General features: G+C 40.6%; 20 protein-coding genes and 3 pseudogenes. 15 read left to right on the top strand and 8 right to left on the bottom strand.

Annotated features, from left to right (window positions below; all coding sequences use genetic code 11):
* Positions 1-131: 131 nt before the first annotated feature.
* From RS130_RS04420 to RS130_RS04400, 5 genes are all read right to left on the bottom strand, one after another.
* Positions 132-998 carry a hypothetical protein gene (locus RS130_RS04420; RefSeq protein WP_316024957.1) on the bottom strand — a complete coding sequence of 289 codons (867 nt, stop codon included), beginning with the start codon at positions 996-998 and terminating at the stop codon, positions 132-134.
* Positions 974-2,491, bottom strand: coding sequence for a hypothetical protein (locus RS130_RS04415; RefSeq protein WP_316024956.1), 1,518 nt, complete (start codon positions 2,489-2,491; stop codon positions 974-976). The genes RS130_RS04420 and RS130_RS04415 overlap by 25 nt, the downstream gene beginning before the upstream one ends.
* Before the next feature lie 265 nt (positions 2,492-2,756).
* Complete coding sequence (locus RS130_RS04410) at positions 2,757-4,520, bottom strand: TonB-dependent receptor domain-containing protein (RefSeq protein WP_316024955.1); 1,764 nt, start codon at positions 4,518-4,520, stop codon at positions 2,757-2,759.
* Between the two features lie 98 nt (positions 4,521-4,618).
* Positions 4,619-4,975: a hypothetical protein gene (locus RS130_RS04405; RefSeq protein ID WP_316024954.1), complete on the bottom strand. Its 357-nt coding sequence runs from the start codon at positions 4,973-4,975 to the stop codon at positions 4,619-4,621.
* A 124-nt stretch (positions 4,976-5,099) separates the two neighbouring features.
* Positions 5,100-5,810 (bottom strand): TonB-dependent receptor plug domain-containing protein, encoded by a 711-nt coding sequence (locus RS130_RS04400; RefSeq protein ID WP_316024953.1) that lies wholly within the window; start codon positions 5,808-5,810, stop codon positions 5,100-5,102.
* A 1,067-nt stretch (positions 5,811-6,877) separates the two neighbouring features.
* On the opposite strand from RS130_RS04400, the pseudogene RS130_RS04395 reads away from it, so the two are divergent.
* Positions 6,878-7,517 (top strand): annotated as a pseudogene (locus RS130_RS04395) (RpiB/LacA/LacB family sugar-phosphate isomerase).
* A gap of 329 nt (positions 7,518-7,846) precedes the next feature.
* Complete coding sequence (locus RS130_RS04390) at positions 7,847-9,214, top strand: sulfatase-like hydrolase/transferase (RefSeq protein WP_316024952.1); 1,368 nt, start codon at positions 7,847-7,849, stop codon at positions 9,212-9,214.
* 109 nt (positions 9,215-9,323) lie between these two features.
* Here the strand turns inward: RS130_RS04390 and RS130_RS04385 are convergent, their stop codons facing one another.
* Positions 9,324-10,367, bottom strand: coding sequence for a LacI family DNA-binding transcriptional regulator (locus RS130_RS04385; protein WP_316024951.1), 1,044 nt, complete (start codon positions 10,365-10,367; stop codon positions 9,324-9,326).
* An 897-nt stretch (positions 10,368-11,264) separates the two neighbouring features.
* On the opposite strand from RS130_RS04385, the gene RS130_RS04380 reads away from it, so the two are divergent.
* From RS130_RS04380 to RS130_RS04365, 4 genes are read left to right on the top strand one after another with little or no spacing between them, the layout of a single operon-like run.
* Positions 11,265-12,161, top strand: a complete 897-nt coding sequence (locus RS130_RS04380; RefSeq protein ID WP_316027969.1) for a glycoside hydrolase family 88 protein — start codon at positions 11,265-11,267, stop codon at positions 12,159-12,161.
* On the top strand, positions 12,155-12,319 hold the full coding sequence (locus tag RS130_RS04375) for a hypothetical protein (RefSeq protein WP_316024950.1): 165 nt from the start codon (positions 12,155-12,157) through the stop codon (positions 12,317-12,319). The genes RS130_RS04380 and RS130_RS04375 overlap by 7 nt, the downstream gene beginning before the upstream one ends.
* A gap of 26 nt (positions 12,320-12,345) precedes the next feature.
* Positions 12,346-13,050: an ROK family protein gene (locus RS130_RS04370; protein ID WP_316024949.1), complete on the top strand. Its 705-nt coding sequence runs from the start codon at positions 12,346-12,348 to the stop codon at positions 13,048-13,050.
* 42 nt (positions 13,051-13,092) lie between these two features.
* A complete protein-coding gene (locus tag RS130_RS04365) occupies positions 13,093-13,860 on the top strand; it encodes an SDR family NAD(P)-dependent oxidoreductase (protein ID WP_316024948.1) in 768 nt (255 codons plus the stop codon).
* A 238-nt stretch (positions 13,861-14,098) separates the two neighbouring features.
* On the opposite strand, the gene RS130_RS04360 is transcribed toward RS130_RS04365, so the two are convergent.
* Positions 14,099-14,572: a hypothetical protein gene (locus RS130_RS04360; RefSeq protein ID WP_316024947.1), complete on the bottom strand. Its 474-nt coding sequence runs from the start codon at positions 14,570-14,572 to the stop codon at positions 14,099-14,101.
* Between the two features lie 94 nt (positions 14,573-14,666).
* Between RS130_RS04360 and RS130_RS04355 the strand changes: the two genes are divergently transcribed.
* The 6 genes and pseudogenes from RS130_RS04355 to RS130_RS04330 all read left to right on the top strand — a co-directional run bounded on the left by RS130_RS04355 (position 14,667) and on the right by RS130_RS04330 (position 20,878).
* Positions 14,667-15,221, top strand: a complete 555-nt coding sequence (locus RS130_RS04355) for a TetR/AcrR family transcriptional regulator (protein ID WP_316024946.1) — start codon at positions 14,667-14,669, stop codon at positions 15,219-15,221.
* A 334-nt stretch (positions 15,222-15,555) separates the two neighbouring features.
* Positions 15,556-16,178: pseudogene (gene lexA / locus RS130_RS04350) on the top strand (transcriptional repressor LexA).
* Between the two features lie 480 nt (positions 16,179-16,658).
* Positions 16,659-17,783 carry a cytochrome c oxidase subunit II gene (gene coxB, locus RS130_RS04345; RefSeq protein ID WP_316027968.1) on the top strand — a complete coding sequence of 375 codons (1,125 nt, stop codon included), beginning with the start codon at positions 16,659-16,661 and terminating at the stop codon, positions 17,781-17,783.
* A gap of 12 nt (positions 17,784-17,795) precedes the next feature.
* Complete coding sequence (gene ctaD / locus RS130_RS04340; protein WP_316024945.1) at positions 17,796-19,403, top strand: cytochrome c oxidase subunit I; 1,608 nt, start codon at positions 17,796-17,798, stop codon at positions 19,401-19,403.
* A gap of 18 nt (positions 19,404-19,421) precedes the next feature.
* A complete protein-coding gene (locus RS130_RS04335; RefSeq protein WP_316024944.1) occupies positions 19,422-19,985 on the top strand; it encodes a cytochrome c oxidase assembly protein in 564 nt (187 codons plus the stop codon).
* An 11-nt stretch (positions 19,986-19,996) separates the two neighbouring features.
* Positions 19,997-20,878 carry a cytochrome c oxidase subunit 3 gene (locus tag RS130_RS04330; protein WP_316024943.1) on the top strand — a complete coding sequence of 294 codons (882 nt, stop codon included), beginning with the start codon at positions 19,997-19,999 and terminating at the stop codon, positions 20,876-20,878.
* A gap of 208 nt (positions 20,879-21,086) precedes the next feature.
* Here the strand turns inward: RS130_RS04330 and RS130_RS04325 are convergent, their stop codons facing one another.
* A complete protein-coding gene (locus tag RS130_RS04325; RefSeq protein WP_316024942.1) occupies positions 21,087-21,296 on the bottom strand; it encodes a DUF2909 domain-containing protein in 210 nt (69 codons plus the stop codon).
* 41 nt (positions 21,297-21,337) lie between these two features.
* Between RS130_RS04325 and RS130_RS04320 the strand changes: the two genes are divergently transcribed.
* The 3 genes and pseudogenes from RS130_RS04320 to RS130_RS04310 all read left to right on the top strand — a co-directional run bounded on the left by RS130_RS04320 (position 21,338) and on the right by RS130_RS04310 (position 23,598).
* Complete coding sequence (locus tag RS130_RS04320) at positions 21,338-22,027, top strand: SURF1 family protein (protein ID WP_316024941.1); 690 nt, start codon at positions 21,338-21,340, stop codon at positions 22,025-22,027.
* 13 nt (positions 22,028-22,040) lie between these two features.
* Positions 22,041-22,610 (top strand): hypothetical protein, encoded by a 570-nt coding sequence (locus tag RS130_RS04315; protein WP_316024940.1) that lies wholly within the window; start codon positions 22,041-22,043, stop codon positions 22,608-22,610.
* Between the two features lie 11 nt (positions 22,611-22,621).
* A pseudogene (locus tag RS130_RS04310) lies at positions 22,622-23,598 on the top strand (COX15/CtaA family protein).
* Positions 23,599-23,613: the final 15 nt, after the last annotated feature.

Raw genomic sequence — 23,613 nt, 5'->3', positions numbered from 1 at the left:
CTAAAATTATTTTTAACTAAACGGCCCTTCAGGCTGTGAGCGTTAATTATCTTGCAATTTCCCTTTTCTCCTGTTCGCGCTAACTTTGATTTAGTCGTGGCGCTAATAAGGCATTGCGCTGCAATCTATACTTACTTTTGGTTAATTTTTACCTCGAGTTTGACGCCCTTTAACGACAACAAGGCATGCCAATCTTTTCCATTCACGCGCCAAGTGTTTTCAGCGACTACTTGCACAGATTGAATTTTTACGCTGTCTGACTGCAATGAAGGTTCATAAACCGAGACAAAAGGACGATTCCAAGCTTCGCCTTGCTGCCTAACAATTAGAGTTGGAGTCGGTTTATTCCAATATTTTTCATCGTAATTGTGGCGTGCAGCGCGATTGGCTGGGGCATCAACGGCAAATACGGTTCGCCCTTCTCCTCCTAATACCCAAACATCCATCGCGACCTTGTCTGTCGCAATTATTAGTGGGAAACGAGCATGAATATCTGCTGCTGTTGTAGCAGAAACTTCGTTTTCGAAGTAATCATAACCTGCCATGTTGCCATTCTTTGAGGTCAACACCGAACTTGTTGTTAGGGCAAGCTGTTCAAGTTCAAGGGTATCGGCCATCCCATGATAAAGCCAGTCGTGGTACTCATTAGACGTCGGTTTACTTAAGCGAGAGCGAAATACATCAAAGTAAAATGCGCTAGTTTCATTAATACGTACAAGGGCTAACGTTCTTTGTTGCGTTGCTTTGGGCTTTTGATGCGCAAAACTAGCGGTTAGATAAGTTAAGTTTTGTTCGCTTGCTGGTGTGTCAAAAGCTGGTTCAACCGCTTTAACTTGCATCGCAATTGTCCCATCTCCATGGCTCGGGTAATCTGCGTTGCCGTTTGGAATAACGGTATTGTGACTAGGTAAAGTACGATAATATTGTCCATGATCTTTTTGCCAATAGCTGGTGCCTCTGCCTGAGTCAACGCCTAACACATGTCCCGCCCCGTACAATTCAGTGGCAAGGCCATTAGTATGGGCATGCCCCCTTTTGTTCCTAACATACTGGCGCCCAGTGCATACCTTATATCACCTGAAGCTGGCTTGTTTTGTAGCATGACTAAATTAAGCGGTTCTGCAAAATAAGTGGGATTTTGTTGCAATACTGTTGCTGCTGGTTGAGGTAGCTTGGCAGTATAATTGATGATGTCGAACAGACTTACATTATCTTCTCTGGAGTATTTACCCGCGACGATTTCAGCTTGTAATATTGCTGATAATTCGGCAGCGGTTTTCGTATCGCCTGTCTTAAGTGCCCAACTGAGCATCAGCTCTACAGCTCGGGTGTTAATTCTGGTATAGCTGGTATCTCCCATGCCGTGAGATGCACCATTTGGATACATTTGGCGAAGTTGATTAAATACCGCGCGTTTTACAATAGGGTCTTGTAGTACCTTTCGGCCATTTTTGTCATTTGACAACAAGGATGCAACTTCAATGATATTAGCTGTTGTATCAAAGGCGTAACCCGGTGCCTCTCCCCACACAGCTGTTTTTTGGTCATAACCTTGCCTGATGACATGAATGAGGCCTAATTGCTGAGGTAACTCAGCGTTTAGCACGATATCAACATAATGTTGACGTCCTTTCTTATCTTTATAATTCTGGTCAGCAGCAAGAGCTAAGGCGCCATAAGTAATTTTTGAGGCTTGATGGAGATTCCAATTCCCTCGGTTTCCGCCCCCTGCAACAACAACATCTACAATTCGTTTGATGCCTGTTTCTATTACATTGGCATCTATTTCTGGCTCTTCATCAATATAATCTCGTAAAAAGTCATACGCAATTGCGATGCTTTCTAATATCCCTTCATGAATGACCTCATAAGAAGTGAGCCCGATAATCCTTTTCAATTTATTCTCTTCTGAGGGGACAAATGGAGGTTTTACATAAGAAAAACCATGCATGTAAGTCCATAATATCGGCGCGGCAAATTCAGCATACTTTACATCGCCGGTGAGCCAATAGATAAAGGCTGCATCTGCAGCTAATTGCATTAATTGGCTATTGATTTTTTCGATAGTATGACCGGTAATTGAAGGCTTAACCCATTCAAACTTGCCCGTTTCTTGGTTGCGCAACTCGATCAGGCCATTGCGATCATTATATGGCTTAAGGTTTTCTATTTCGCTTGGATAGTGGCTTGTCTTCCAATCTCTTGCTCCAGCAAAACGGGGTGTTGGCACCGGGGCTTTTCCTTCCCCTCCGACTGTTCTAGAGTCTTTCGTGATTGCGCGGGTATAGTGTGTTTGCCAATTCATCGCCAAACGTGAAACAAGCCAATCGGGTTTATCTTCTGTTTTCGCTAAATAAAAATCAACGCGGCTTTTAAGGCTTTGATATCCGTTTTGGGCCCATTTTACTGTTTGTACTTTGTCTACTATGACTGCACGTTGCTTGTTAGTCACTAATAATTTCGGGCCCGCCGAAACAAAATGTGAGCTCAAAAACAATCCACTCATAAGGGATAATAGAAACAGTTTTATGATTCGGTTAGCTTTAGTCATGTTTATTCTTCTATTTTCTTGCAGATTCGACATATTAAAAATATTGTTCTCAACCTGAGCATTATTTATGCGTGGTGTTGCTAGGGTTATTAGCATGAAAAATAGATAACTCCGAAAAAGGCCGGAGTTAGTATTAAATCTTGCTGGTAATCATAGGTTTAGAAAGTAAGACTTAGAAACCTATGATTGCGAGAGTGTTTGCAGGTTAGAATCTGGCAGTTGCGCCCAGAGTCACTCTACGGTCTGTTATCCCTTGTGCACAAAGTAATGCTCCTTCATTAACACACCATTGCGTTTCATCTTCACGAAGTAGATTTACCCCATCGATACCAACCGTAAGGCTATCAGTGACGTCATAACTCACACTTAAGTTAAGCTGTGCGCGATCATCAACAATACGTTGCAAATCAAAACTAGGAGTGTTTGTTGTTCTATACGCAGAACGCCATGTGTAACGTGCACGAACACTTAGGTCATACTTGTCATAGAATAATGTGAAATTATAGGCATTCTCAGAGAGATTCTCTAAAGTAAGGCGTTCTTGTACCACGTCATCATCTAATGTTGGTGTTGATTGGTCTGTATCATAACGACCTAGTAGAATGTTCAACGAGTTGGCATCACCTGAGCCATCTTTAAATGCGTCAACTTGCGCCCCCGCTTCTTGGTACGTGTAGTTAGCAATAATACCAAAACCAGATGCCCAACCTAATGTCTCTTCATAACCTGAAAGGTCATGCTGAAAGGCTATTTCAATACCTGTTTGCGTTTCATCACTTTGTACATTGTAGTGCGTCTGAATTGGTACACATATACCATTGCCTTCAGTAGAAGACGACCAAACACCCCGACTAATACCAGGGATTGTGGCGTTGAAGATACCTCCTCCCTCACATGGGTCAGTTATGTCTCTTTCGATCTGTCCGTTTTCTCCTACTTCTTCTACTACGTTTTCGCGTATCGTATCAAAAAGGTTGCTGCGTACTTTGTGGAACAATCCAATGCTTACAAAGCTTGAATCTGACATAAAGTATTCTGCCGACAAGTCGAATGAAATGACTTCTTCAGGTTTTAAGTTAGGGTTACCAATACTAATACCCTGCTCGATCCCTGTGTTCCAGTTAACCGAAGTCGATACTTGGCTGAAATTAGGGCGACGAATGTCTTTAGCTATACCGCCACGGAGCATTAACTTGTCTGACACTTCAGCAACCACATTAAGTCTAGGTAGGAAATAGTTGTAAGAGCCGCTTGATACATCTTGAGTAACAATTTGGTTTCCATCAGGATCTACTTGAACGCCGTTACCTAGTGAATCCAAGTCGGTCTTTATGTATCTTGCACCAACACTACCGCGAATAAATATGTCGCCCACCTCTTGCTCAAAATTACCTTGTGCATACAAGGCTGTCGTTGCTTCGGTGATATCAAAGAAATTAGTTAGTGAAGTGGTAGGGGTTGAAAGCGTATTGTTACCATAAGTCCCATCTTCTCTTACCGTTATATTGCCAGCCGCAAGGTTTGCATCATTGTTTGCTAGAATGGCACTGTTGAGTGTTGCAATGACCGACTCTGGGTCCGCAAATGCTTGATCTTTGTCAATAACCAAGTAATCGCCAAAATAAAGTGTTCGGCCATCTGCACTATTAAAATTACTCGGACCAGCAGATACAATATCTGCAAATTCATCAGCTCTAGGGCTGTAAATAGTACCGTTTAGGCCAAGGTTTGTTGAGGCGGTGTTATTGACCGATGAGCTTTCATTCCAGCGTAATCCAGCTTCAATTGAGCTAAAGAAAGGGATGCTCTCTGGAAGGTAATAAGTACTATCAACACGAAATGCCGCTTCACTGTTGTCTTTGCTGCTTAGCCCTTGAATAATTGATCTCAAGGCATAGTTGCTCTTGTCGAGAAGTTCAGCTGTAGTTGGTGTCGTGTCCTGTCCTTGGGCAATACCAAATTGCACCATGCCGCCAGAAGCATCAAATTCAATTGGTGTGCCGTTATCTGAGCCTAACTCTTCTGAAGGCTGAGGTCCATTTGGGTTAATAAAATCAAGAACGGTATTTAAATTAGGGTTTTTGAAGTGGAGTCGGCATATGACAGTTCAGAGCTGATTTTTATGTTGTCTCCTGTCCATGACCCACCAAATGCGAATACTTGACTCTTAGTATCTCGAGCACCAGTATTGGTCAGGGTGCGCATATTGGGATCAATTGCGGTACCCACCCCTACTCCTAATATGCCTTTTTGTGCTGCTTTTACTTCGCCCAATACAAGCGGTCCGTTTGGACCATCAATCGTACCTAGGTCAACTGTTTCAAACGCAGTGTTAACAGTCGTTTCGGCCACATGTGATCCTCCAGTACCTGAAATCGAGATATTGGTGCCTTTAGTCGCTATTTCTTGATCATTTACAGTCACATCTAAATAGAAGTTAGTATTCTCGTTAGGTTCAAATTCAATTGAACCCGTAATGTTTTTTGTCTCGTATTCTTTGCGATTAAGCTGTTGTGTGAAAAACTGTGTTTTTAAGAATATAAACTCTTCAGAGCTGGCATTTGTGCCTTAGTAAGTTGACTCTATCTCGGTCATAACGTGGAGCAAATTGAGCTACGTCTTGCTCGGCATAACTACCGGTAAGCACTACACCTATCTTACCTATATCGGTAGACCAGTTATCACCGTATGTGGCAGATAGTCTTGGGGTTGTACTTTGTGCTAGATCACTATTTTCACCTTGAATACGGATTGAGGTTAAACGTTCTTTTAGGCTTAAACCGCGTAATGTACGTAGATTAATAGTACCACCAACAGATCCTTCAATCGTTTTCGCATCAGGTACTTTAGTGACTTCTAAAGAAGAAATAAGCGCTGCGGGTAAATCAGCAAAGTCGATACCAGAACGGCCATCCCCTGACCCAACTGTAGACACTCCATTGATTTCCACTCGGTTTGCATCCGTACCACGTATTTGTACGCTAGAACCTACACCAAGGTCTCTGGTAATTTGAACGCCCGTAATGTTTTCTAGTACTTCTGCTAGGTTTGTATCTGGTAATTTACCGATATCTTCAGCTTGTATTACTTCTTTAATATTTCCTGATTCTCGTTTTTCTGCTAGTGCGCTAGCTAAAGCGGTTCGAATCCCAGTAACCTCGATAACTTCTAGGTCTTTTTCTTGAGTCTCTTGCGCCATAGAGGATAGTGAAAAGGTTGAGGCCATGACAGCAACTAGATATTTTAGTTTAGTGTTCATAATATTTACCTTATTTATAATCCAGCTAAATGTTTTAGCTGAATGAATTTATGTGTACTTGTGTTCTTGTGTATTTATGTTCTCAATAAATGCCATCACGAAACAGCATGGTTAAATGTTATCGATAACAATATTGAATTGCAAGCATTAATGTTAATTTAATGTTGATATTTATGTTAACGAATTTTAAAGGGCAGTATTTATTTAGCCCCATACTTAGTGGTTATTATTTTAATGCAGAGTTTCTTTGGGTTGGTAATTTACGCATCGGCGGCCCTGCTATGAACTAATACAGTTACTCAGGCTTAATTGTATGTAGAGTGGTATTTTGATGTTGACGATAACCAAGTGTACTCATTAATCATCGATAACTTGAATAAGCTGTGATTGGTTACTTCAAAAATTCACGAGCGGGGTGTATTTGGGCAGAGCACTAATTTAATGTGGGTTACTATAAAATGCCGAATCCATAGACTCAAAAGCTAAGATAAACTGGCAATGCTCTTATAAAGACATCTGGATCTAAGCAGTTAAGGTTCCTAGAACAATTGTACTTAATCGTCATTTTTCATGAATTAGGTTTGTCACCTGTCAGCGTTCATGTTGCCGTTGAATCGATAACGGCGCATCGAGTAATAATTGAGTTTGTTGTTATTTTGTTAGTTGTATGCAATGTGTCTCGGCCTATTTTTACCGCGTTTCGCTTATCAGGCGCTAACTGAAGTCATTATGTTGAAGATCTCCTAGCCATGTAGCATGGCAAAGAATACCTTGTAATAGTATGTTGTTATCGATAACATATTGTCAAACGGAACGTTAAATCTAGTCTAAATATATGTTTTCCTGCCATTTTAATAAGTTAATTTATTGATTTTAAAAGGAAAGTGTATTTGGGTGCCGTGGTTTGATTTGAGTGTGGATACTGATGTTTGTAGTTTACAAACAGCAATGATGTGCCCTTACTCACACGAATATTAACAAAAGATAGCTGGCTATTTGATAATGAAGGGCCAGCGCGGTTATGTCAGTAACGATTAATTAACCGATAACCATTAGAGAGAGAAATAATGAAAATTGCATTAATGAACGAATTTAGTCAAGCAGGTAAAAACGCTGCGGTATTAAACGAATTGCAAACAGTAGCAACAGAACAACAACATACTGTATTTAATGTCGGCATGAAGGATGATAACGACCATCGTCTAACATACATTCATTTAGGTATTATCGCAGGTTTATTATTAAATTCAAAAGCAGTGGACTTTGTCGTTAGTGGTTGTGGTACCGGTCAAGGCGCACTGATGTCATTGAATTCACATCCTAAGTGTGACTTGTGGTTATTGTATTGATCCAGCTGACGCTTTTTTGTTTGCGCAAATTAATAATGGTAATGCCTTAGCCTTACCTTTCGCCAAAGGTTTTGGTTGGGGAGCTGAAATCAATATTCGTTATATTTTTGAGAAAGCTTTTACTGGTGAAAAAGGTCAAGGTTATCCGACAGAGCGCAAAGAATCTCAAGTTGCTAACGCTGAAATTTTAGACCAAGTAAAAGGTGCCTTAGCTAAAGACTATTTGACTGGCTTAAGCGCGCTCGATCCTGAACTAGTGAAAACCGCTGTAACTGGAGCGCGTTTTCAACAGTGTTTCTTTGATAACTGTCAAGATAGCGAAATTGAAGATTTCGTTAAATCAGTAATCAATTCTTAGGCCTAGACTTAACAACAGAGTCTAGACTCTAGGCGGAACAAGGCGTGATGTTATTTCTTATATAATTGTCACGCCAATAAATTTAACTTGTGGCCACAATTTACTCTACGAAAAACAGTTTAGTCCTACAAGAAGATCCTTGGGAGTTTAATGAAGGGTATAACACTAGTCATTTCGCCACTGAAAAATAATGGGATGATGGGCATCCTCAACTATCGGATTGCCAAGAAGATGAGCTCAATTCAGCTGTGAATGGGTTGTCGCAGTTTTATCTTAAGTACAGTTGTAGTCGTCCATTTTCATAAGAAAACAAATAAGGGTAAGAGCTAGTGAAGATCTTAATCATGCTTATTGCTTGTTTAGCATTTACAGCGCAAGTAAAAGCGCAAGACATTCGAGTCGGAAAAACCAACATAATCCTTATCATGGCTGATGACTTAGGTTATGGCGATTTAGGTAGTTATGATGGAATTCATCAAACACCGAACTTAGACCAATTGGCTAAAGAAGGTATGCGTTTTACGGACTTTCATTCAAGCGGTACTTTATGTAGTCCTACTAGAGCTGGACTGATAACGGGTCGTTATCAACAAAAATCAGGGGTAGATGGTGTAGTGAATGCTGATCCAGCCCACCCTTCGTATCGCTTTGGTGTTGACCCTAACAGTCAAGTTACCTTTCCAAACTTGGTGAAGGCTAAAGGTTACAAAACTGCATTGATGGGTAAGTGGCATATCGGTTACGAAAAACGCTATCATCCGATGAACTTTGGTTTCGACCGTTTTGTTGGTTTTTTGTCTGGAAATATCGACTATATTTCACACTATGACCGTATGGGCACTTTTGACTGGTGGCACAATAACCAACTAGTTGATGAGGCAGGCTATTCCACGCAATTAATTACTAAGCACGCAATAGATTTTATAAAAACGAATAAAGATAAACCTTTCGTTTTGTACGTTGCTCACGAAGCTGTCCACAACCCAATGCAAGGTCCTAACTCTCCGATTCAACGTGGGCCGAATAAACAAAAGCAAGATAAAAATACTGAAGGCAGCGAAGTCTATAAAGAGGTCATCGCTGAGCTTGATATTAGTGTCGGTAAAATTGTCGAAACGGTGAAGCGTGAAGGCCTTAGCAATAACACCTTAATATTATTTACGTCGGACAATGGACCCATGCCATTGTCTTCGGCGGGGGCTTTACGTGGAGAAAAAGGGAGTTTGTTTGAAGGTGGTCATAGAGTGCCCACCATAGCGTGGTGGCCAAACAAAATTAAAGCAAACACGGTAAATAACCAATTAGCTATATCGTTAGATATTATGCCTACTGTCTTATCTTTAACCGGTGCTAGTGTACCAAAAGGTCATCAGTTAGATGGAGTGAATCTTTTGCCTAGTTTGCTCGGGCAGGCACAAACCAAACGACAGCTTTATTGGCGAAATGGTGGGTTAACGATAGACGCAACTGACTTGCTGACAAAAGATATAAGTAAAGCCATGCGCTCAGATAAATGGAAGTTGATAGTGAGTCCTTACTATAAGGAAGTCAGTTTATATGATTTATCAGAAGATCTTTCAGAGCAACATGATGTCGCTGATAAATATCCGCAAATCGTTAAAGAAATGACCTTAAAAGTAAAAGCCTGGGAAGATGGGATACTTCCTTATCTGCCTTATCGAGTCATCGCTGAGTAGTGCTTATTCTTTAGTTCAAGTTTGCCTTAGCAATGCAAAGAATAGTGTAATGAGTAACACTAAACTAAAGCGAGCAAGCCGGCTTATCTTGCTTTTCGCAAGCGTTAATCTATTTTTGCAGGGGAGCGGTTGAGCCTCTTTCTTTTAACTCAAATGGCGCAATAAAGTGATTCACTTTTTGCTCTTTGCCATCACTTTTGATTAATTCATCAAGGAGTTTTACGGCTCTAGCTGCCATATCCTTGATGGGTTGGTGAATAGTGGTTAATTGTGGCCAAACAGCAGAGGCGATAGCAGTATCATCAAATCCAGCAATACTGATATCTTCCGGCACTTTTAGTCCTAAGCCATGTGCTACGGCAATAATGGCTGTAGCCATATCATCATTGCAGGCAAAAATAGCTGTGGGTCGTTCGTTTTTAGGTTTGTCTAGAAGTTCTTTGCCTAATTGCATACCTCTTTTATAACTAAAGTCACCTTCAAGTACCCAGTCGTCATTAATTTTTATATTTGATTCATTCATTGCAACTACAAAGCCCTCATACCTGCCTTTAGCCGGTGAATGACTTTCATTGCCGCGGATAAAGGCAATCTTTTCATGGCCGAGCTGAATGAGGTAATGGGTCATAGCGCAGGCCCCAGAAAAATCATCAATGAGCACCGCAGGAGAGTACAGCTTTGGACTGGCAGAAGCAAAACTCAATACCATAACAGAGTTTTTTCTGGCTAATTGATGAACATCTAACGAGTCACAAATTGGCGGAGGTAGAATGACACCATGTACCCCCTTGTCTATTAATGCTTGTAACGCATCCATTGGGCTTGGGTGTGCGACTAACGGTTCAATGAGTAACTCACAACCTAAACTACTAGCGGAAGCTAAGGCTCCCATTAAAAAACCGCCCAAATTCGATGAATCAGGATTGGTAAAAATAATGCCTATTCGTTGTACACCACTTCTTGCCGCTCTTGCTGCCAAGTTAGGGATGTAATTTAATTCTTTAATTACATCTTCGATACGCTTACGCATTTTATCGCTAACTCGATCTGAGTTATTAACAACACGGGAGACTGTCATTGATGAAACGCCAGCATAAGCCGCCACATCATGAATGGTGACTCCTTGTTTATTTAAAAACAGATCCTTTTTCAAATTCAATTCTCGCTCAACTATAGTTATTTATCAGTCAACTTCAGTTTTTATAACAACATGTTTATTCAGGTCGCTTTAAATTGTAATTCATTACATATGTTTTTCATATGCCTCTTTATTTTTACTAAGTTAAGTTCTGTTAACAATCAAGCGAGCCAACTTTAATTGTTTCAAAATTTGTGCTTTATGTCGCAAGCAATAAAAAGCTTGAACTTACTCATTGTTATCGATAACATTAATGTTAATTAAAAGTGAAGTTCTAGTTGTTGGTTAATCTTGAATAAGTATCTATGTCGTTTGGCTCTGCCTATTCTTTGCAGAAGATGTACTTAGCAAATAATCAGGCTATTGGAGCTGGGCCAAAAATTGCTGGACCGGCTGAATAGTAATATTTGATATTTAAATGATTAACTACAGAGCTAGAAAATGCGTCAATTTATTAATTAAGAGGGCTTTATGGCAAGTTGTAATACAGTATCTTTGTCAGCTTCAATGCTGGATGTCGTCATGGGTGACGTAACTGTTGTGCTCAATTTTAACGATATCCGAAGAGTTAACAGGGAGAGCGTCCATCATGTTTAACTTTCGCGAAAAATCTGTGGATATTGGTCAGTCTTCCATTCGAGAAACCATTAATAATCCCGCCCAGTTCAATCTTGATGCTGAGTTAACGCCAAGCTTTTTACAAGGAGCAATTGATAGCGCTTTACTGAAGGTCAAAAGCAATATCAGTGCCTTTGCTGAAGGTTATCCAGAGCCATCTTCTGTCGCAGGTGTTTACAATAAAATAGCTAACAATGAGTGGACGAGTGGGTTTTGGAGTGGCCAGTTATGGTTGGCTTACGAACTATCCAATGATGAGGTTTTCCTCAACGCTGGTTTAGCACAAATCAAGTCATACTCGCAAAGAATCAAAAAAGAGAACAAGTCGATCACCATGACCTTGGCTTTTTGTATTCACTATCTTGTATTGCAGGTTACAAAAATACAGGAAATAGTGAAGCTAAAGAAGCGGCTATTCTCGCTGCTGATTGTTTATTGGAGCGTTACCTTGAGCCGGCTGGCATCATTCAAGCTTGGGGAGATCTAAATGACCCTAATGAAGCCGGCAGAATGATTATTGACTGTAATTTAAATTTGCCTTTGTTGTATTGGGCTAGCGAAGAAACCGGTAATTTACGTTATAAAAATGCTGCCAATAGTCATATTCGACAATCACTGCGATACCTAGTACGGGAAGACGCATCCACTTTTCATACTTACTTTCTGGATACCATCACAGGAAAAGCCTTGAGAGGAGCCACTCATCAAGGTTTCTCTGATGAATCTTGTTGGTCAAGAGGGCAGGCCTGGGGGATGTCTGGCTTTCCTTTGGTTTACCGGTTTTATCCTGCCCCAGCATTAATTGAGCAAGCATGTCGCGTCACTAATTACTTTCTCAATAGATTACCTGAGGATTTAGTTTGCTATTGGGATTTGGATTTTACGCAGGGTGATCAGCCGCGTGATTCTTCATCTGCAGCCATTGCTGTTTGCGGGATATTGGAGTTACTGAAAAGCTTACCGTTGAATGATCCTGATAGACACACTTATGAAGCAGCGGCCAAAAGTATATTGGTTAGCCTAATTAATAATTATACCAATGACAATCATACACTCGGTGCTGGTTTGCTTGAGCATGGCGTCTACCACAAACCTAACAACGTTGGTGTCGACGAATATTGCATTTGGGGGGACTATTTTTATTTAGAAGCTCTAACGCGATTTAACCAAACTTGGGAGCCTTATTGGTGATAAAAATTGGTATTTACTTTGGGGGCACTAAAGTCGAAGCTGCGGCAATTAATGGGCAAGGAGAGATTATTGCTAGGATTAAAGCCGAAGCACCAAATAATTACGATAGCGCTCTAAATACTATTCGATTTTTGGTCAAAAAATTGAAGGCAAGCTAGGCTGTACTGGGTCTGTGGGGCTGTGCATGTCAGGTTCAATTGGCACCGTTTCTAACATGGTGAAAAACTCTTGTGTATCGTTTTTAAATGATAAAGATCTTAAAGAAGATGTGTCTAAGGTACTGCAACGGCCAATCAAAATTGCCAATGATGCGAACTGCTTTACCTTGTCTGAAGCTTATGATGGCTCAGGTAAAAACAAAAAAGTAGTTTGTGGCATTATTTTAGGTAAAGGGTGTGGAGGAGGTCTTGTCATTAACTCCAACTTAATCTCTGGGGCGAATGCAATTACTGCAGAGTGGGGGCATAACTCGTTACCGTGGGCTACATTCGATGAAAATAATGCACCAGCTTGTTACTGCGGTCTTAAGGGTTGTATAGAGCAGTGGATTTCAGGTTCAGGGTTAAGCCGATGTTATGAAAAACGCACCAAGCTTAAAAAAACAGGTAAAGAGATCTATGAGTTAGCTCAAAAAGGTGAGTCAAATGCCATTTTTGAAATAAATGCATTGACCGATCGAATTGGCAGGGTAATAGCCAATATTTGTAACGTGATAGACCCTGATGTTGTGGTGCTTGGTGGTGGGTTGTCTAATATAAATAGCTTATATGATGAGTTACCTGAAATTATTCAAAAGCATGTTTTTAGTCAGACTTGGCACAGCCAAGTGCTGCCAGCTTATTGGGGGGACGCTTCTATTCTTAGGGGTGCGGCAAGACTATGGGATTAAATTCTAATCTAGTTAATAACAAACAATATAAGTGAAATTTTTATGAATGAAGTACCACTTTTCTCGGTCGAGAATAAATCGGTTTTTATTACAGGTGCTAGTCGCGGCATTGGTAAAGCGTTGGCAATTGGTTTTGCTAAGGCTGGGGCAAAGGTTATTTGTGCCAGCTCTAAAGCTGGTGGAACTGCACAAACGTTAGCAGAAATTGAGAGTTTTGGAGGCCAAGCTTTTGCTGTTCATGCTGACTTAGCGAATACCGAAGAAGTTGAAACTATGCTAGGTGCCATATTAGCCGAACACAAAACGATTGACGTATTGATTAACAATGGAGGAACCATATCTCGTTTTCCTGCTGCTGAGTATCCACTGCATGAATTTAAAAAAGTGATTGATGTAAATGTAAATTCCGCTTTTTTAATTAGCCAAATTTTGGGTAAGAAAATGATTGAGCAAGGCCATGGAAAAATTATCAATATTGCTTCTATGTTGTCTTACTCTGGAGGCTTAACTGTTCCTGCTTATACCGCCAGCAAACATGCTATTGCAGGATTAACAAAAGCACTCGCCAATGAGTGGGCCAAATTGAATGTACAAGTTAATGCCATAGCCCCAGGTTATTTTGCTACCGATAATACCCAAGCTCTGCGAGATAACCCTGAAAGAAATCAAAGTATCAAGAATAGGATCCCAGCTGGTAAATGGGGCGAGGCAGAACAATTAGTGGGGGCTGCTATATTCTTAGCCAGCCCGTCAAGTCAATATGTGAACGGCCATATACTAGCTGTTGATGGTGGTTGGTTAGCGAGTTAAACATTATCCAACGAGTAGGCTGTTTGTTAACCACTCGATTCTGCTTGCGACATAGTTCTTACTGGTTACGGATAAATGAGATGCGCTAAGCATGCAGATTCTACCTGCGCCATAAACCACTGAAAATAAACTTACCCTGTGGTTTTTAGCATGGGTAGTGTGATCGGTCTGACCATTGCTTAGGTGCCCAAACCTTGTCATTAAAAATAGCGTGCAGCATGGCACAGAGAATGAGCCCTTACTCAATGCTGTAATCTACTTTGGTCATGTTGCCTAATGTAATAGGCAGTATTTTTTGTATTTCAAACTCTCTGACATGGGAGGGTCTTGACCACATTATTTTATGGCCTTTTAAGCGTTTAAATATATCCACTCGCTTTCTAAATCTAGTTAGTTCAATTTCGGTTGCGACCCGCTTTTCACCAAAGCGTACTAATAACCTGACCGCTGGTGGTGTTTTAAAGTGGCCTCTAATTAAAGACTTCAACCAAAATAATAAGGACGTGTTAACCACTAACACACAACCTAGTGGTTGAGGATCGTCACATTTTGCCACCGCGCCAGAAAACATCTCAAAGTAATAACCTTGCTTGATGTTTTCTATGTAGACACTGCCGATTGGTGAGCAATGAGGGATATTATTTTGGCTGGTCGCTATTGAGCAATAGAGGCTGTTTTTCACTAAGTTCTTGATATGTTTAAGCGCGATCATTGTCTTTCCTTTGTCGCTGATTGATGGTTATCAATAAAACATACCTTGTGGTATGTTTCGATAGGAAGTTAACATACCTCTAGGTATGTTGTAAATGGTTGGCAAAAATTTGGAACAAATATTAAAAGAAAAATGGCTACGTTTAGGCTTATCAACCTTAGATGAAAAGGGATACGAGTACATCAAAATAGCTGATTTGTGTAAGCAACTTAATGTCACAAAGGGGGCTTTCTATTATTGGTTTAAGTCTAAACAAGAGTTTGATAGTTGTCTGTTAGAAGCGTGGCGTAGTTCTTTTACTCAGCAATTTATTGCTTTTTCTAGTTCAGGGCAAAGCTCGCAAGAAAAGTTGTCACTGTTAGTGACTCGATGTATTGAAGGCCTTGAGAAAAGTAGTCGATTAGAAATTGAAATAAACATGTGGGCGCAAAAAGACCAAAAGGTTAACCAATTTGTCCAACAAGTGTACCAACAGCGCTTGAGTTACCTTATGGATCTCCTCAGTGATATATACTCTCCAGTTGAAGCAAAAAGGCACAGCCTCATGTTGTATTGTTTGTTAATTGGCTGTGACTTATTTTTTCGTCAACTCACTAGACAAGAGGCTGAGCTTATTTTTAGAGATTATTTACTAAAAGTTGAGCAGTAGCCATAGGCTTGTAAGCACCAAAACTACATTCAAATATCGTTTTACGATTCGATAATAGTCGTGTCTAGAATCTAGGTGGGCTGGCCTTGAGTTATCAGAAGATCAGCCCATCTTTAACAAGTCGTTTGAAAGTGAAGTACATCGTATAGGAGGCATATATTTGCAAGCTGTATCGCAGATGATAAAGCGCTTTGAAGCTATAACTAACGAATTGATTTATAAAGGTTACATTAAAAAGTAAAACACTTCAGTTGCACAAAAAAACACATTAGGCTTTGAGATCTTTTAATAACTGTATATACTCACACTAACTGTATAGAAAAACAGGCTGTTTATGCGTCCACTAACTGCGAGACAAGAAGAAGTACTTCAACTAATTAAAACCACTATGTTGGATACTGGAATGCCACCAACCCGAGCTGAGATTGCCCGTGAATTGGGATTTAGATCGGCTAATGCTGCCGAAGAGCATTTAAAAGCTCTAGCCCGTAAAGGTGTAATAGAAATATTACCTGGCACGTCTAGGGGGATTAGAGTGACTGCGCCATTTGATGAGCAAATGGAAGATTTAGGTTTACCGTTAATTGGTCAAGTGGCGGCTGGTGAACCTATTTTGGCGCAAGAGCATGTAGAAGGGCATTACAAAGTTGATCCCAGTTTGTTTAAACCGAGTGCTGATTTTTTACTTCGTGTGAATGGCATGAGTATGAAAGATATTGGTATTTTGGATGGCGATTTACTAGCTGTGCATCGTACTACCGACGTACACAATGGCCAAGTGGTTGTGGCAAGAGTCGATGAAGATGTCACGGTAAAGCGCTTAGAAAAAAAGGGCGCCAAGTATTACTGCATGCTGAGAACGAGGATTTTTCTCCCATTAAAGTCGATTTAGCGACGCAGCCTTTTAATATTGAAGGTATAGCAGTGGGCGTTATTCGTAACGCTGACTGGATGTAGTTAAAGCCATCTGTATTCTTGAAATGGCACATTTGGCGAGAAGTGGACGGTTATTTGTATTTATCGCCACCGAAACATGCCAATGATTTTGCAGTCTATTTGTTAATTTGGAACGCAGCTATTTAGCTGCGTTTTTTGTGCTCTATCCTCCTTCAACTTCGTTTTAATTCTGAATAATTCAAGAACCATAAAATCTATTTTTCATAAATGATAAGTTTTTTTCACAAAAGTGTTTAAAAAATAGTCGATTGATTGTAATTTAAACAAAAAAGCTAGACGTACCCCCCTTAAATAAGTAATCCTAAGATTAGATGTAACAATTTGATAACAATGTGTTTTCTAGTAGTTAACTTTTTGTCGTGCTACTTTGGGTTTTAAGAAGTCGCTTTGGGTCTTTTTTTACTGAGAAAATAATAAAACGTGTTTGTCATATACACATAGAGGTGTCGAGTGAAAAAAACTTTGTCTAAAACTGGGGCTATGCTTTCCGTTTTATTAGCCAATCCAGTATTTGCTGAAACCAAAAACCATATTGAACAATACAAATTAAACATGACTCAAGGTGCGACCGAAATAAGTGCCGAAGTTTACGACATGCACATGTTGATGTTTATTATATGTGTGGTAATTGGCGCGGGCGTATTCATTGCCATGTTTATTTCCATTTATTTCCATAGGAAATCAAGAGGAGCTAAGCCTGCTCATTTCCATGAAAACATCAAGGTAGAGATTGCGTGGACAGTCATTCCGTTTCTAATTTTAATTGGTATGGCTATTCCCGCCAGAAATTTATTGATTGATATGGAAGATGCTAGCGAGCCCGATGTGACCGTTTTAGTTACAGGCTCGCAGTGGAAATGGCATTACAAGTATATGGGAAATGAGGTTGAGTTCTATTCAAAAATGGCAACTCAACAAGAGCAAATTCAAGGTAAGTTTGAAAAAGGCGAGAATTATTTATTAGAAGTAGATCGCGCTCTAGTTATCCCAACAGGTAAAAGAGTACGTTTTTTAATTACTTCTGATGACGTTATTCATGCGTGGTGGGTGCCAAGTTTTGCCGTAAAACAAGATGCTAATCCAGGGTTTATCAATGATGCTTGGACCAAAGTTGACGAGCCTGGGGTGTATCGCGGCCAATGTGCTGAGTTGTGCGGAAAAGATCACGGTTTTATGCCTATAGTTGTGGTGGCAAAGGAGCCGGCAGAATATGAGCAGTGGATTGCGCAGCAAGAGGCTATTCAACTTAAAGCCAAAGAAGAAGAGCAAAGGTTATTAGCCATGAACATGACGTTGCCAGAAGCCATGGCTTTAGGTGAGCAAGTGTATAACGCTAATTGTGCTGCTTGTCACATGCCTAATGGCGAAGGTTTACCCGGCGTTTTTCCTGCTCTAAAAGGAAGTCAAATTGCAACAACTGATCAAGCTAAGCATATCTCTATATTGCTCAACGGTGTTACAGGTACGGCAATGCAGGCATACGCCAAACAATTAAGTATGTCTGAGTTGGCGGCGGTGGTTACTTTTGAGCGAAATGCTTGGGGCAATGACACAGGCGATTTAGTGCAAGCTAAAGATATTAATTCAGCTTTAAACGGAAAATAGGAGTAGGTGACCATGACAACAGTAACTGACGATATTCATGATGACGGCCTACATGGCGATGACCATCACGATCATCATATTCCTAAAGGCATAAAGCGCTGGTTGTTTACCACCAATCATAAAGATATTGGCACCATGTACTTGTGGTTTGCTTTTATTATGTTTCTAACTGGTGGCGCAATGGCTATGGTTATCCGAGCTGAATTGTTTCAACCGGGTTTACAAATAGTTGAGCCAAACTTTTTTAATCAAATGACCACTGTGCATGGTCTGATAATGGTGTTTGGTGCAGTAATGCCGGCCTTTACTGGGCTTGCCAATTGGTTGGTTCCTTTGATGATAGGCGCGCCTGATATGGCGTTACCCAGAATGAACAACTGGAGTTTTTGGATCTTACCTTTCGCATTTTTGATTTTGCTTTCATCTTTGTTTATGGAAGGTGGCGGTCCCGCATTTGGTTGGACTTTTTATGCACCTCTTTCAACTACCTATAGTAATGATGGTACTGCTTTGTTTGTATTCGCGGTGCATATCATGGGGGCTTCGTCCATTATGGGGGCGATCAATGTCATAGTGACCATCATGAATATGCGGGCTCCGGGCATGACTTACATGAAAATGCCGCTGTTTGTGTGGACATGGTTAATTACCGCATTTTTGTTAATTGCGGTAATGCCGGTGTTAGCTGGTGCGGTGACTATGGTGTTGACTGATAAGTTTTTCGGTACGAGTTTCTTTGATGCAGCTGGTGGTGGTGACCCGGTGATGTTCCAGCATATCTTTTGGTTCTTCGGGCATCCAGAGGTGTACATTATGATTTTGCCAGCCTTTGGTATTATTTCAGCAATTATTCCAACCTTTGCTCGCAAAAAGCTGTTTGGTTACGCTTCTATGGTTTATGCCACCGCGTCAATCGCGCTGCTGTCGTTTATCGTGTGGGCGCATCATATGTTTACTACAGGAATGCCGGTATTTGCCGAGCTATTCTTTATGTTCGCTACCATGCTCATTTCAGTGCCGACAGGGGTAAAAGTGTTCAACTGGGTAGCCACTATGTGGCGTGGTTCGATGACCTTTGAAGTGCCGATGTTATTCGCTCTAGCTTTCATCGTGCTGTTTACCATAGGTGGGTTGTCTGGGTTAATGTTGGCGATTACGCCGGTAGATTTCCAATATCACGACACGTATTTTGTGGTTGCGCACTTTCACTATGTGTTAGTAACGGGGGCAATCTTTTCGATTATGGCAGCGGTGTATTATTGGTTACCTAAATGGACTGGCAAAATGTTTGATATTACCTTGGCTAAGTGGCATTTCTGGTGCTCTCTGGTTTCGGTCAATGTGCTGTTCTTCCCTATGCATTTTGTTGGCTTAGCGGGTATGCCTCGTCGTATCCCAGACTATGCGTTACAGTTCGCAGACTTTAATAAATGGATTAGCCTAGGTGGCTTTGCATTTGGTTTATCACAGCTTATTTTCTTAGCGCTTTTGATTAAGGCGTGTAAGAAAAAAGGCGAGCCTGTGACTGCCCAAGTTTGGGAAGGTGCCGAAGGGCTTGAGTGGGAAATTCCCTCCCCTGCTCCCTATCACACCTTTGAAACACCACCCAAAGTTAAGTAACGGATTGGAAGAGTTTTAATGAGTAGTCAGCAAAATCAAACCAAGAATAACAAAATGGTTATTAAATTACTCGCCATAGTGGTGGGCATGTTTGGTTTTGGTTTTGCTTTGGTGCCTTTGTATGACGTGCTGTGTGATGCCTTGGGGATTAACGGTAAGACCTCTGACATAGCTGCGGTATATGAATCGATTGAAGTGGATGAAAGCAGGTGGGTGACGGTTGACTTTATTACTCGAACTAATAGCGGAATGCCATGGGAGTTTAAAGCCCAAACCCAACAAGTAAAAGTCCATCCAGGGCAATTGAACTTAGTCAATTTCTATGTGAAAAACTCTGCGGCTACCGCCATCGTTGGTCAAGCAGTGCCTTCTGTTTCTCCGGGAACAGCGGCTATCTATATGAATAAAACCGAGTGCTTTTGTTTTGAACAACAAACATTAAAAGCGGGTGAAGAAGTACTTATGCCTATGCAGTTTTATGTGGATCCACAGTTACCGAAAGATATTACCTATTTTACCGTGCAATATACCCTCTATAACGTGACAGCTTCTGCGGAAGTTGTGGCTTTGAATCGCGGGTAAAGGAGAACACTATGTCAGAAGAAAAGTATGAAAAGTATTATGTTCCCGCAGAAAGCCCTTGGCCATTTGTTGGGGCTGTGGCGTTATTTTTAATTGCTGTTGGGGCCGGAAATTTTGTCATTGAGTCAACCCGAGACAAAGAAGGTTTTGGCGGTTATATCCTGCTAGCAGGGTTTGCAACGTTATTGTTTATGCTGGTTGGCTGGTTTAGAAACCAAATAAACGAATCTATGAGTGGCTTATATAGTGCGCAATTGGATCGCTCTTATCGCCAAGGTATGGCTTGGTTTATATTTTCCGAAGTGATGTTTTTTATGGCGTTCTTCGGGGCCTTATTTTACGCTCGGGTAATATCGGTTCCTTGGTTAGGTGGAGCGTCAAATAATTTAGCCACCTTTGAAGTTTTATGGCCTACATTTGATGCTATCTGGCCACTGGTAGAAACACCAGGTGGCACCAAAACCGAGGCGATGGGTTGGTATGGCTTACCGCTAATCAATACAATCATTTTGTTAGTCTCATCTGTTACATGTCATATTGCTCATGTGGCTTTAGAAAACAACCAACGAGCTAAGTTAAAGTTATGGCTGAGCATCACCGTTATTTTAGGTTGCATATTTTTGGTATTGCAGGTTGAAGAATACATTCACGCGTACACAGAAATGGGGCTTACTCTGGAATCTGGTATATATGGCAACACATTCTTTATGCTAACAGGGTTTCATGGTTTTCATGTGACCCTAGGTACTGTGATTTTGTTTATTATGTTACTCAGAGTATTTAAAGGGCATTTTACTGCAGACAATCATTTTGCTTTTCAGGCTGGTAGTTGGTATTGGCATTTTGTTGATGTAGTTTGGGTGTTGTTATTCTTCTTCGTCTATATTTTGTAAACTAAGAGCGGTAAATTTTGCTGAATGTTTGCACTGAACTGTGAGGTACTTTAATCATGAAGCACAAGCATGCTGTGGTTATTCAGCCTAAACACTTTCTACTTATTGTGGCTGGTTGTTAATTTAAGCCTGACGGTTAGTCAGAAACAATCCTTATCAATCAGTGCCGCGATTAAAAAGCCACGATCGACGTGGCTTTTTAATTTAATCAGTATGGTCTGGGATTTGGCGTTATCAATCCTGTGGCCATGGCCAAAAGTATGAGTATTATGATCACCGCTGACGCCATTAATCGACGACCGATGAATTTACTCATAGGCGGGCTACTAGGCTCATTTTTAAGCATGATCATCATAGCCTTAAAGAGATTAAACAGCATAAATATAATTAGACCACCAATTAGAATTTTTATTAACATGGTTACACTCCTTGAGCGAATAAAGGGATATGCAAAGTAATATGCGTCGCCTACCAGTAGTCTCTACATTAATCACTTTTATTGCGGTTGTCATTATGTTTGCTTTAGGCATCTGGCAGTTACAAAGAGCCGAACAAAAAAATCAAAGGCTAGCGTCGATCGAGCAAATGCAAGATGCAACTGCAATTGGATTAGCTGATGTACTGTCGAATATTAATGATATGGTAGATGTACCGATTCAATTTGACGCCAGTCCTGAGCTAACCCAGTATTTTTTGCTAGACAATAAAATACATCAGGGGCGCGTGGGTTATCAGGTATTGGTGCCGCTAGAAACTAAGCAGGGAACGTTGATTGCCAATTTTGGTTGGGTGGCAGCAACAGATAGTCGAGCAATTTTACCTGAGGTTAGGTTAGCAAGTACTCAGCAAACTTATTTAGGTTTGGTGTCATTCCCGAGCAAAAATATTATGGTAACCGAAACGGCTGAACTTGATGGAAAGTGGCCTAAAGTACTGCAACAAGTTGATCTAAATGTAATGCAACAACATTATAGAAAACCTTTGCTGCCTTTTGTGGTCAAATTGACCGAAGTACCAAATTCAGGTTTTGTCAGAGAGTGGCAGCCAGTCGTAATGGCGCCAGAAAAGCACATTGCATACGCAGTTCAATGGTTCTTATTGGCCTTAGCTGCGGTAATAATATTTTTTATTGCTCAAAGAAAAAAATAAAAAAGGATCTAGCATGAGTATGCCCAAAAAAGCCAACAACAAAAAGATGATTCTAATCTTCGCTGCGGTGTTTATACTGCCGGTAATTTTAGCCAAACTAGCTCTAGAAAACGGGTGGTTTAACGAGGCATCAACTAATAAGGGGATCTTGATCCAACCCGCTTTAGATATGAGCTTGATAAAATCCGCGAACCAAGATCCCAAATGGAAATTGGTTTATGTGTTGCCAGAATTTTGTGATGTTAGCTGCGAAAATGCTCTGTACAGTATTAAGCAAGTTTGGAGCGCCCTCGGAAAAGAAAGCGATCGGGCAGAAGCCGTTGTGATAAGCCATGAAAAAAGTCACCAACTACAATTGCAGAGAATCAGCAAAGAATCTCACGTTAGAATAATTAACACTGATCTGTCGAATATTAAACAAGTATTCAAAAACAATGACGTAGACGGAATATTTATTGCGGATACATTAAACAATGTGATTTTGCGTTATCCACTACAGCAAGATGCCGAACAAGCTGTGTTGCATAGCCGAGATATTCTATCTGACATGCGAAAAGTACTTAAATTGTCAAGAATTGGCTAAAGGAAATAGGTATGAAAAAGCTTGTTCTCTTAAGTATCGTTGTTGCCATGATAGTGATTGTATTAGGGGCTTATACTCGATTGACTGACGCCGGTTTAGGTTGTCCAGATTGGCCGGGATGTTATGGTCATTTAAATTTCGCCGATACCACTAAGTATATCGAAACCAATCAGCAAGCGTTTCCCGATAGGCCTTTTGAAGAGCACAAAGCTTGGAATGAAATGATCCATCGCTATTTTGCTAGTGGTTTAGGCTTTATCATTTTACTTATTTTTTTAAATAGTCTATTTAAAAAATCTTATAACAAACCTATCAAGTTGCCCTTTTTGTTGGTTTGTTTAGTCTGTTTTCAAGGTGCTTTAGGCATGTGGACTGTTACTTTGAATCTCTTACCTGTGGTGGTAATGGGGCATTTGTTAGGTGGTTTTACGGTTCTGTCATTTTTGTTTTTATTACTATTGAGGTTAACGCCATACAGAATTCGGGAGGCGACCCTAGGATGCGGCGATTTGGAAAATACTCCATTATCGGCATCGCTATTTTAACGGTGCAAATCGCCTTAGGGGGATGGACTTCAGCAAACTATGCGGCTTTAGCGTGTACAGAATTACCTGTTTGTGAAGGCGCTTGGTACGAAAATTTAGACTTTGCCGGAGCCTTTAGTATTCCTCATGCAGAGAATTATGAGTTTGGCGCGCATTCATATCATGAGCGAATGACTATGCATTTGATGCATCGATTGGGAGCATTGGTCACTTTTATCTATTTATGTTGGCTATGTATTCGATTGTATACAGCAGCAGTATCACGGTTGATCAAGAATTTATCGGTGTTGATGGTTTCTGTGCTGATTTTACAAGTTATGTTAGGCGTGAGTAATGTTATTTTTAGCCTACCCATTACTGTGGCCGTTTTGCATAATGCTATTGCAGCCTGTTTAATGCTGGTATTGATCAGTATTAGCTATACCCTGTATCGTAAGACTTAGGAGAATCGAGTGAGC

Origin of the sequence: Paraglaciecola aquimarina, from assembly GCF_032464635.1 — a bacterium.
GTDB lineage: Bacteria > Pseudomonadota > Gammaproteobacteria > Enterobacterales > Alteromonadaceae > Paraglaciecola > Paraglaciecola aquimarina.
Note: the sequence above shows the minus strand (reverse complement) of the source record. Positions and strands in the feature narration are given on the sequence as shown.